4 protein-coding genes are annotated in these 11533 nt (G+C 56.1%); all 4 read right to left on the reverse strand.

The annotated features are described in order from the left end of the window. Positions 1-205 precede the first annotated feature (205 nt). The 4 genes from AC23NW_RS03710 to AC23NW_RS03725 all read right to left on the reverse strand — a co-directional run bounded on the left by AC23NW_RS03710 (position 206) and on the right by AC23NW_RS03725 (position 11434). Entirely contained in the window at positions 206-877 is a 672-nt protein-coding gene (locus AC23NW_RS03710) for a tyrosine-protein phosphatase (RefSeq protein WP_487447801.1), read from the reverse strand. 308 nt (positions 878-1185) lie between these two features. Continuing rightward, positions 1186-2133: an NAD-dependent epimerase/dehydratase family protein gene (locus AC23NW_RS03715; protein WP_487447802.1), complete on the reverse strand. Its 948-nt coding sequence runs from the start codon at positions 2131-2133 to the stop codon at positions 1186-1188. 113 nt (positions 2134-2246) lie between these two features. Next, positions 2247-5717, reverse strand: coding sequence for an endonuclease/exonuclease/phosphatase family protein (locus AC23NW_RS03720; protein ID WP_487447803.1), 3471 nt, complete (start codon positions 5715-5717; stop codon positions 2247-2249). A gap of 77 nt (positions 5718-5794) precedes the next feature. After that, positions 5795-11434: a T9SS type A sorting domain-containing protein gene (locus tag AC23NW_RS03725; RefSeq protein ID WP_487447804.1), complete on the reverse strand. Its 5640-nt coding sequence runs from the start codon at positions 11432-11434 to the stop codon at positions 5795-5797. Positions 11435-11533 lie beyond the last annotated feature (99 nt).

The following is an 11533-nucleotide window of genomic DNA, read 5'->3' on the forward strand; positions in this document are numbered from 1 at the left end:
ATAGAATGTACTATAAGTCTACGATTTATCAATATGGTATCTTAAACTATTCGTCAAAGTTAACGTATAGAAAAGAATATATAAATAGCAGATTTATGCTATTTCAAATTAATATATGTACTATTTGATGATTCTTTTAAGCGGTACTTTTTGGTAACTACCTGATTATGGAGATTTTGCTAAATAATGTAACCATTCGGCACAGTTAAAGCGTCTGATTGAGGAGGGATTGGGTTTGCAGTAGTTGCCAGTCGGTGGCGGTAAAGAGCTTACGCATATCGGCCAGATCGCGGGGCTGGTGCAGGTCGCTGCCGATGAAATCGACGGCCTGTTGTTTGAGCAGAAAACGGGCTTGCCGCTGTACGGAACTACCATACCGGCCGGTGAGCGACATCCAGTTGAGCTGGAGTTTACAACCGGCTTCCCGCAGATACAGCAGTGTTTCTTTCTGGTCGTGGTAATATTTATATCGTTCGGGATGGGCCAGGACAGGCGTGTAGCCTTTGGTCTGGATGCGGAACAGCATATCGTCCAGGTGATTGGGTGCCGAAGCCCAGCCGGTTTCTACGAGGAGATACCGTTGGGGGCCGAAAGCGAGCAGGTCGTTTTCTTTCAGCAAGCCGGGAAAGAAGTCGTCGAGCAGGTATTCGGCCGCAGCCTCTATGGTAATGGGAAGCTGATGGGTATCAATCAACTCCTGAACGCCCTTCAGCCCGTCCCGAATGGTTTGTGAGCTGTTGGGATACCAGTCCCGGCTAACGTGGGGGGTGGTTATCACTTTGCGGATGCCCCAGCTGACAAACTGCTCGAGGCAGGCAAGGGTATCTTCCGGTGCCTGTACCCCATCGTCCAGCCCTGGCAGCAAGTGCGAATGCATATCCACTTCCCAGAAACAAGTCTCGGTTTTGGGGGACTCGCTGCGGAAAGTAGATACTATTCTTTGCCAGATTGACGATTGCTGCATGCGTAATAGACTGCTTTAGGTACTAGTAATACGTTAAAAAGATAGATATGGTTGTGTGATCACCCGATAAAAGCGTGATTTAAGGTTGATTCAGTGTTTCCGGACTTTAATTATAGTAAGTATTAATTAAATAAATTTAATATTCATATCCTGAAATCCTTAAAGAAACTACTTTTTAGACGAAGTAGTCGCAAATAGTATCGTATGGTCTCACCAAAATATTACTCTTTTTTTTTGTACCAGTCAACGAAGCGTTCAAGCCCCTGGCGCAGGCTGATGGTGGGGTAGTAGTTGATTTGTTGCCGGGCAAGGGTAAGGTCGGCTGCGGTATAGCGGACATCGCCGGGCTGCTGCGGAACGTGTTGTACGGGGGTGGTGCGGCCGGTGAGTTCTTCGAGCAGGCCGATGAGCTCACGAAGCGAAATGGTTTCGGCTCCCCCGATGTTAAGCCGTTGAAAGCCCCGCAGATGGATCAGGGCCTGAACAATACCCGTGATAGCATCATCAATGTAGGTATAACTGCGGACCACAGAGCCATCGCCGAATACCTGAATGGGGGTGTTGGTCAGCAACCCGTGTACAAACTGACTAATGGCCATTTCGGGGCGCTGGCGTGGCCCATAGACCGTAAACAGCCGCAGGCAGCTGATGTCGAAGCCGTGCAGGCTATGGTAGGCGTGGGCCAGCAGTTCGGCCGCATATTTCGAGGCCGCATAGGGTGAAACGGGCTGTTCGCCGGTCTGGTCTTCGCGGAACGGAATGGTGGACGTATTGCCGTATACTGACGACGATGAGGCCAGAATCAGCCGGGTGGTGTCGGTCTGCCGCATGGCTTCCAGCACCGACAGCGTCCCGTTGACGTTAACATCCAGGTAGCGTGCGGGGGCAAACACCGACGGACGAACTCCGGCCCGGGCCGCTAAATGAATAACTGTATCGCACTGATGCCCCGACAGAATATCGGCGACCAGCGGTTGCCGGCGAATATCCCCGTGAATAAAATGGTAGGCCGGGTTGGTCGTAAATGCCTGGATGTGCTGTTGCTTCAGGCCCGGATCGTAATAATCGTCGAGGTTGTCCAGACAGACCACTGTGTGACCAGATTGCAGGAGCCGTTCCGTTAAATGAGACCCGATGAAACCGGCACCACCTGTTACTAAAATGGTCATGGGGCGCGTGTGTTTTCGACAAAACTACGTATTCAGCGCGATTTTCACAGAAAAGGCCCCTTACAGTTTACTATAAGGGGCCTTTTTCTATGAATCAGTAACGGGTTCCGAACTTACTGCCGGATCACTTTTACGGTCTTTTGCTGCGTAGCGGTCGATACGTTCAGGAAATACATACCGGCCGAACGACCCAGTTTGAGGCGCTGCTGCTCGGTAGCACCGGCGCGGTCAATGGTCTGGGTACTGATCTGTTTGCCCTGTCCGTCGACCAGCAGGAGCTGTACCGTCTGCCCTTCGGCACCACGGATGTCAACATCGAGCATATCTGACAGGGTCGGGTTGCCGAGCAGCGTTACCTGCAGCTCACCGCTGCGGGTGGCTTCGCGGGCAGCCGCGCAGGCGGTCCGGAAATTGAACGGACGCGTTACGACGACACCGCTCTGACGGGCTTCCATCTGAATCGTGGCGTTATTCGGATCAGCCACAACCGGTGCTTCGATGAAGGCGACCGGATTGGTGCCCCAGTCGCGTACGCCGATGGCGCGGTACTCAACGGCAGTGCCATTACCACCGGCGCTCTGGAACGTAATCTGGCGGGTCGCGCAGTTGTATTGCGGGGCCAGCAGCGAGAGTGAGCCCGGCTGGGTTGGCGGGGTTGTGGTACCACCGCAGGTAGCGGTCCGGAAATTAAAGACACGTGTTACCCGAACGCCGTTCTGACGGGCTTCCAGCAGGATGGTTGTATTGTTGGGATCAGCCACCACCGGTGCTTCGATAAAGGCAACCGGATTGGTACCCCAGTCGCGCACGCCGATGGCGCGGTACTCAACCGGTGAGCCATTGCCGCCCGTCGACTGAAACGTAATCTGGCGGGTATCGCAGTTATACAGCGGTTCGGTCAGGGCCAGCGAGCCCCCCTGGGCCGGTACCAGTTTGCTCAGGTCGAAACGGGCCAGTACCGGGAAGTGGTCAGACGTCGTGTTGGCATAGTTCAGAATGCCTGGCTGGAACACAAACGCTGAATTGGCGATATAGGCTGGCTGCAGTTCGTTCGAAATCGTAATGTGATCCAGGAAGCTGCCCGAGTTGAATGACCGGCAACCCTGGGCTTCGAGTGCCTTAGTCAGGATTTCGTAATCAGGGTTGTCGTTGCCGTTGTCGAGTACGTCGAATGCGCGGTACGACGATGGCTGATTGGTAGCAATGGATGTCAGAATCTGGTCGTTGTAGTCACCGGCGATGATTACGTTGGCGTTCGGATAGTTCGCGTCCAGTTCGGCTTTCAGTTCCAGAATGTCGTCGCGGCGGCGGTTGTAGTCAGCCGTTGCCGACCCTGATTTAGCGTGAATACCGACAATGTACACTTTCTGGGTTACCCCGTTGACGGTCACATTGGCCGCAAACAGATACGGTAACCGGCCCGATGACCAGTTATTGGCATTCGGGTAGTTGTACTTGCCGTCGAACAGGGCGCGGCTTTCACCCGCCAGGAAGCTAACCGTGCTGGTTTTGTAGATCACGCATACTTTCTGCGCCAGATACGACGGGCCGAAAACCGTACCGTCGCTGTTTACCGACTGATCGCAGTCGGCCTGGAAGTAGTACGAGAATTTGTCTGAGCACACCAGGCTATAGCCGCTCAGGCTGTTGCTAACCACCTGTGACAGCAGGTTCTGGTCGCTGACCTCTTCCACCACATACACGTCAGCATTCAGTTTATTCAGCACGGTGGCGACGTTCTGGGCCTGTAACAGTTCGTTGGTCGGCCCGTTGTCGGCATACGGGCGGGATGTCGGGGCGGTCGGGCAGGTAATGACGCCGCTGTCAGCACCGAAAAACTCAAGGTTGAACGTAGCCAGGTCAAAGGTCTGATCCGGTGTCAGCGCGATGGTCTGCGAACCGCCGCAGGTCTGGTCGGCTAGGGCAACGCTGGTTGAACCCGGTACGTCCGGCAGGAAGCGCGGCATCAGTTCGGTGATGTTGGTATTGCCGCTGGTAAAGTGCTCGCTGATACCGGTAATGGTGATGCTGCCGGCAGGCTTTGTTGAGCCGTTCAGGTCGGTCGATGCGCGGATAAACAATGTTCCCGACTGGCCGCCGCCGCTGAGCGGATACGTGGTTGGGGCAAACACATCGCCGCTGCCGCCGATGGTTGTTGCCTGCACCTGAACCAGCAACCCTTCGTTGGCGGCCAGTTGATCAAGGGTAACCACTTTCGGAGCCGGTATCCGGTTCGGAACGCCCGACACAATGGTCATGCTTGACACCACGATTTCTTTGCCGCCCTGGAAGAGCGCTGTTGCTCCGGCCACCTGAATGGAGTCACCCAGCTGCACCTGATTACCCAGTGCTTCGGCGCTACGGAACAGCTGGATACCACCGGTGCCGTCCTGCATATAGAACGTATTACCGCCAAACTGACTGCTGACCGTTACCCGGCCCGCCGCTACCGTATTAATTCCCGCCGGATAGCTGCGGACGGTAGCAATCGGTGTGAACTGGCTGCCCGGTGCGCTGACAACGCCGGTGATAGCAACGGATGCTGTCCGGTCGCCGCTTTGCAGGCTGACATTGCCCGAAACCACACCGGTCGCCGCACCCGTTAAGCGGGTATAGATGGTCGTTGTCGTGGTCGATGCAGGTAAGCTGAGGGTAGCCGTAAACGTGGCATTATCGAGGCTGAGTTCAACGCCGGCAGGGGCTGTAATCCCGAGTTGGGCGGTCAGGCCGCTGGCTGTGATAACAAACCACTGAGCCGCTGACGGAGTACCTTGTACTGTCGCAAAATTGCTCAGTGACGTAGGATTGACGGTCAGCACGGTCTGTACGGGCGGCGTACCGGTTGAGGCAATAACGGTCAGGTCGTCGATGGCCAGGCCATGATCGGATCCGGTATGGTCGGGATCGTACCAGCGCAGCATGATTTCCTGTCCGTCGGGAATGTTCACCACAATAGTGCGGGAAACCTGAACACGGTTGGCGGCGGCGTTGCCGTCGAGGGCGGCGGCTGTTCCACCGGTAACGGGGCTGGTAAAGTTCAGCTCCGGCACCTGCGTATAGCCTGCGGGGGCAGAACCGGCCGCTGGTGAGGTAGAGGTTACTGAGCTGGCAACGAGGTAGGCAAACGTAACGGTCTGGGCTGCGGCGGCCGAATTCCGCCATTGTTCGCCGGCATAGCTGACGGCCAGCGATGTAATGGTGCTGCCGGTGGTATTTTTAAACCGGAAGCCATAGGAGAAGTTACCGGCGGCGGCATTGCTGGAGCCGATGGTGCCGAGGGCGCGGTCCGGATCGTCGGTGGGGCCATAGCTGAATACGCCGCCGGAGTTGCTGGCTCCGTTGTTGGCGGTAATCAGGTTGGGGCTGTTAGCGCCTGTTTTTTCAACGTACAGACCCAATGCGCCCGGTGTTGTTGCGGAGTTTGGATTAAGGGTACCTGTACCGGTTTGCGGCAGGGTTGGTGCCGTAAACGTCTGGGTATAGGTCAGGGAAGACGGGGTGAACCCGATTTGTGCGTTTGCTGCCTGTGAGAGCAGAAAAACGCTTGCGAGAACCCGTGCAGTAGAACGTAAAATACGAATCATACGAATGTATTAGTTGCTGATTAACTACACTGCAAACGTACCATGTTTTTGGTTGTAAATGCGTGCAGTCGCTCGAATTACTGTTTTATAATGCTAAACGTTTTCTGTTTTTGTATACTTCTGACGATCAGCAGATAGACACCCGCCGGCGTGCCGAGGTCGAGTTGGCAGGATATTGGCCAGGGCGTTGTATCGAGCTGGCGGTTACTGATAATCCGCCCCTGTAAATCAGTAACGGTTAGCAGGAGCGGTTGCGCTGTTTTCCCTGAAATAGCAACGGTTACCTGACGATCGGTAGTTGGATTACCTAAAATGGATACGGAGAATTCCGGATCTTCAAGGCCCGTCCGGCCTGCACCGGCAGCACACGGGTTAGTTAGGGTGTAGGCAGTCTGTGCCAGTATATCATTGGTTATCAGGTTGCGCTGGCGGACAAACGTAATCAGTACCGCATCAGTCTCACCGGTACTGACGGTGCAGTTGGTGGTCCAGCCGGTGATGCCCGGACTCATAAACTCAAATACGGTATTCGCCTGTAACTGACCGCCCCGTGGTAAAAACGACAGCATCCCGCCGCCCCCTCCGCAAGTCAGTGTGGCCGACAGCGTAAGCGGTTGTCCGAGCGTCGCTACCGGACTGGCGCAGGCTTGTTGTGGAATAACGACCGTTTGGGTAACCGGCTGCGTGGTCGTAACCGACTGGCACTGGCTGCTATAATCAAAGGTAAATACGGTGGAGTTTATCCCGCCTTGCTGCATCTGGAGTTGTACCGGCCCTCGTTCGACAAAAACGTCGTAGTCGAGAACAAGCGGCTGAGCGGTCGGCTGAAAACTGGTTACCAGCAGAATGCGCTGATAGGTCGGGGTACTGTTTCCGCCGGATGTTGCTATGGTAATGATCCGGCTATCACAGTTGATAGTAGCGCCGGTAATCCGGAGCGGCTGATTACTTGTTTCCGACGGGGGCGGCGTAACCGTAGGCGGCAACGGACGGGCACAGGCCGGTATGGGTAGTGTGTACCGGACAATGTTTCCCGGGATACCGGCATTGCGTACCCATAGCTCAAGAGGAGCCGTATCGCTGAAAACCGGGATGGTAAAGATACCCGCCCGGGTTGTCCACGGGGTTACGCCTAGGCCGGCGTACTCGTAAGGCGTTCCGCTGCCGCCCGTCGCCATGAACTGCAGCGATAATTCGCCTGTCTGACAGTTGGTAACCATTGCCGACAACGACAGCGGGCATGGCTGAACGGCTATCGTAACCGTCGTTGCCGAGGAGCAACCGTTGGTCGTACCCGTAACAGAATAGGTTGCCGTTTGGGTGGGCGCGGTCTGAATAGTCGCCTTTGCCTCACCGGTCGACCAGATGTAGGCATCCGCCCCGGTGGCGGTCAGCGAGACGGATTGGCCGGAACAGGCAGAAAAATTATCTGGCGTTATGCTGACGGTTGGATTTGGCCGGGCAAGCCTGCCCGGAAAATCCATCTGGCTCGTACAGCCATATTGTGATACCACCGTTACGGAATAATGGCTGTTTACGGTTGGCATTACCGTTAACACAGAACCACGGTCGCCATTGCTCCAGATGTAGGTATAACCGCCGGTTACGCTGATAGATAAAGGGTAGCCTTCGCAGGGTATTGGGCCCACTATGGCCGTTGGCAATGGTATTGCGTCTACAAAAACCGAAGCGGATGCCGTAGCCGAACAGCCGTTCGTAGTACCCGTGACGGAGTACGTGGTCGTTTGTAGCGGTGTGGATTGGAGACGTGCGCTGCGTTCACCGGTCGACCATTCGTACGAATCCGCTCCGCTGGCGGTCAGGCTGACTGACTGGCCCCGGCAAATGGTTAATGAACTGACGTTGACTGACAGAGAAGGCAACGCCTGTACCATAACCGTTACGGCCGTTGTTGAGGAACAGCCATCGGTTGTACCGGTGACGGAGTACGTGGTGGTTTGTGTCGGGCTCGGCTGTATACCCGCCCTTGTTTCACCGGTAGACCATACGTAACTGGTGGCACCGGCCGCGCTGAGGGAAATACTCTTGCCCTGACAAACAGAAGAACTGCCGGACGTTAGGCTTAGGATCGGGTTAGGCTTAACGAGTCCGGCCGGAATAGTCATCTGGCTGGAGCAACCATATCTGGATAACACGGTCGCCGAATAGACACTGCTGACGCTTGGGGTAACGGTTAAAACCGGACCACGGTCGCCGGTGCTCCAGATGTAGGTATAGCCTCCGCTTAGTGTGATGGAGACTGGCTGACCTTCACAAGGGCGGGGGGCAATCGCGGCCGATGGCACAGGGACATCGTCAACCAGTACAGAAACAGATCGGATCGCCGAACAGCCGTTGGTGATGCCGGTGACCGAATAGGTGGTCGTCTGGGCGGGGGCGGTGTTAATACTTGCTGTATTGGCGCCGGTTGACCACAGATACGAAGCCGCGCCGGTAGCGGTCAGGCTAACCGCCTGGCCCTGACAGAGGCTGGTAGCACCGGCGTTGATGGCTAACGAAGGCAGGGCCTGCACCGAAACAATCACGGTGGTGACCGACGAACAACCGTTGGTGGTGCCGGTGACCGAATAGGTGGTCGTTTGGGCGGGGGTGGTGTTGATGTTTGCTGTATTGGCGCCGGTTGACCACAGATACGAAGCCGCGCCGGTAGCGGTCAGGTTAACCAGCTGGCCCTGACAGATCGTGGTAGCACCGGCAGTAATGGACACGGATGGTAAGGCCTGGACCTGAATCGTGACGGTGGCCACTGATATACAGCTATTGGTGGTGCCGGTGACCGAATAGGTGGTGGTCTGGGCGGGGGCGGTGTTAATGCTTGCGGTATTGGCCCCCGTTGACCACAGATACGAAGCCGCGCCCGTGGCGGTCAGGCTAACCGCCTGCCCCTGACAGAGGCTGGTGGCCCCGGCGTTGATGGCTAACGACGGTCGGGCCTGGACCGAAACGGTCACGGTGGTGACCGACGAACAACCGTTGGTGGTACCGGTGACCGAATAGGTGGTGGTCTGGGCGGGGGCGGTGTTAATACTTGCTGTATTGGCGCCGGTTGACCACAGATACGAAGCCGCGCCCGTGGCGGTCAGTAAAGCGGATTGCCCCTGACAGAGGCTGGTGGCCCCGGCGTTGATGGCTAACGAAGGCAGGGCCTGCACCGAAACGGTCACGGTGGTGACCGACGAACAGCCGTTGGTGGTACCGGTGACCGAATAGGTGGTGGTCTGGGCGGGGGCGAGATTAATGCTTGCGGTATTGGCACCCGTTGACCATAGATACGAAGCCGCGCCGGTAGCGGTCAGGCTAACTGCCTGTCCCTGACAGATAAGTTGTGTGCCCGGATTGACCGAGACCGTCGGTCGGGCCTGCACAAAGATAGTCCGGCTGGCCGTTGCCGAGCAGCCATTCAGCGTGCCGGTGACCGAATAGGTAGTCGTCTGAACGGGGGCAGGGTTGATCGCGGCGGTATTGGCACCCGTTGACCACAGATACGACGCCGCACCGCTGGCGGTCAGGTTAACCAGCTGGCCCTGACAGATCGTGGTAGCACCGGCAGTAATGGACACGGATGGTAAGGCCTGGACCTGAATCGTGACGGTGGCCACTGATATACAGCTATTGGTGGTGCCGGTGACCGAATAGGTAGTGGTCTGGGCGGGGGTGGTGTTGATGTTTGCTGTATTGGCGCCGGTTGACCACAGATATGAAGCCGCGCCGGTAGCGGTCAGGTTGACCGACTGACCCTGACAAACCGCCACCGAACCGGCGCTGATGCTGGTTACGGGGCAGTTTACCGTAAATAAAAAGGCAACGGAGGCCGCCAGGCTCCCCTGGTCGGTGCCGGTAATGCTCGCGACAAATGTCCCTGATGTGGTGGGTGTGCCGTTGATTACGCGGGTGGCCGGGTTAAAGGACAGTCCGTTGGGTAATCCCGTTGCGCTGTAGGTCAGTGGTAAGCCTTCCGGATCGGTGAAGGCAGGTACCGTGTAGGAAAACGGCGTACCGACGGTAGCCGACTGAGCGGGAATGCTGGCGGCTGACGGCGGGAAGTTCTCCCCGGCATCGGCATTGAAGCTTTTCGCAAAGCTGATCGGATAACTCTGGCCGGCATTGATCGAAAAGGTGATGGTCGCTCCGCTGACCGACCCCGTAGCGGTGAGGCTGGCGACGTTACCGGAGCCGCTGACCGGCGAGATCATGCCGTTGCCTCCGGTCACTACCCAGGAGGTAATGGCGCTGCTGCCGGCGTTAAATGAAAATGTGGCGGCTGACACAAAGGTGACCGGCCCTGAAACCTGACTCTTTACGCTGTTGGTGGTGGTGGCCGTGCTACCTGTTGGGTTTAGCCAGTCGCTGAGGCGGGTGGCTGCACTGCCGCCGCCCGTCCATGACGTATACAAGCGGCCGTATTGGTCTGGTGACGTTGGCGAGGTGCAGTAGGAGCCGCCGCCGTGCAACTGCCCGACGACCCGCCGGTCGGGATTAAACAGCGCAGAACCGGACGAGCCACCTTCCGTAACGCCAAGTGTATTGGGGCTGGCATTCCAGGTCACGTTCAGGTGTGTAGAGCCGGGAGCGGTGTAATAGTTCCCGCCTGTGGTCATGACAGTGCCGATAAACGAAGTCGCCGAATTGCTGAAAGAAATCTTCTTAATGTCTGCACTAGGGTGGTGAATACCAAATACGGAACTGAAGTTGCTGTTGGTTCGGTCCCAGCCCAGATAGGTAATGTTTTCGGATGGGGGGACTTGCTGATTGAGTTCAAGCAGCGTAAAGTCGGAAGTAACGTAGGCTGCCTGCAAGGTGCTGCCGGTCAGCGTCAGATAAACATTGTCGGCGGAGGTGGGGGAGCAGGTCGGGCTTTCCCAGTGAAAACGGATCTGCGTAGAGGCGGCGGCATTTCGTTCTGCCGTTTGCAGGGCGCCGTCGCCTGAGAAATCAAAGCAGTGAAAGGCAGTCAGTAGAAACGACCGGAAGTTTTGCTGCGTGTTATTAAGCATAGACCCCGTGCAGGCATAGGTGTATGGGCTGTAGTACGTCAGCATCATTGCCACCCCATCGGCTTCGTGTTGATAACCGCTATAACAGGCCGTGTTAATCTCACAGCTACTGGAGGTATTGTACCCGAATTTTGACACATACCGGTAAAACTGAATGAGTTTAGCTATCTGAACTGTACTCTCCCCGGCAACGGCAAGCGGCTCTTGTAGTTCTATGATCAGGCTTTCGCCGGGTACAAGGTCTGACCAGTAGTTTCGTCCGTTCTGCTTGTCTGTAACGGGGCCGATCAGTACCGTCTGATCGGCATTATAGATGAAAAGCCGGGCGTCGCCGGTAAGGGCTAACGTATCAAACAAAACACTGAGTCCCTGAGCTGTCGGGACGTCGAACCGGAAGCGCGAAATCTGCCGGTCATTGTCAACGGTTCTTTCGGCAATCTGCATAAAATCAGCCTGGACGTCAATGTCGACGCCCATGCGCTCGGGGAGACCGAGTTTGGTCCGTTGAGCATCCTCCTGAAGCAGAGCACGGGTGTCAACTGCTTTAAGGGTACGTCCCGGTACAAGCCTGGTTACGCCGGTTGCCCCGGCTTTATTGAAGTCATTCCCGGTCGTAATACGCCTTGTGTATACTTGAGCGGTAAGTGGGAGACTCAGCAAAAGTAAAATCAGGTAAGAGTAGTAGAACAATCCGGTCTTCATAGTCTGATAAGAAAGTTGTCAGCACGACATATGTTGGGTAGGGCAAAGCTATTGAAATCTAGAGATAAAGAATAAAAAAAACGCTCTCCCGTAACTGAC

The sequence above is a fragment of the Arsenicibacter sp. R0_47 genome (genome assembly GCF_057652235.1).

Coding starts and splice junctions, on each gene's coding strand:
- AC23NW_RS03715 (WP_487447802.1), bottom strand. CDS start 2,133: ATGACCATTTTAGTAACAGGTGGTGCCGGTTTCATCGGGTCTCATTTA.
- AC23NW_RS03720 (WP_487447803.1), bottom strand. CDS start 5,717: ATGATTCGTATTTTACGTTCTACTGCACGGGTTCTCGCAAGCGTTTTT.
- AC23NW_RS03710 (WP_487447801.1), bottom strand. CDS start 877: ATGCATTCGCACTTGCTGCCAGGGCTGGACGATGGGGTACAGGCACCG.
- AC23NW_RS03725 (WP_487447804.1), bottom strand. CDS start 11,434: ATGAAGACCGGATTGTTCTACTACTCTTACCTGATTTTACTTTTGCTG.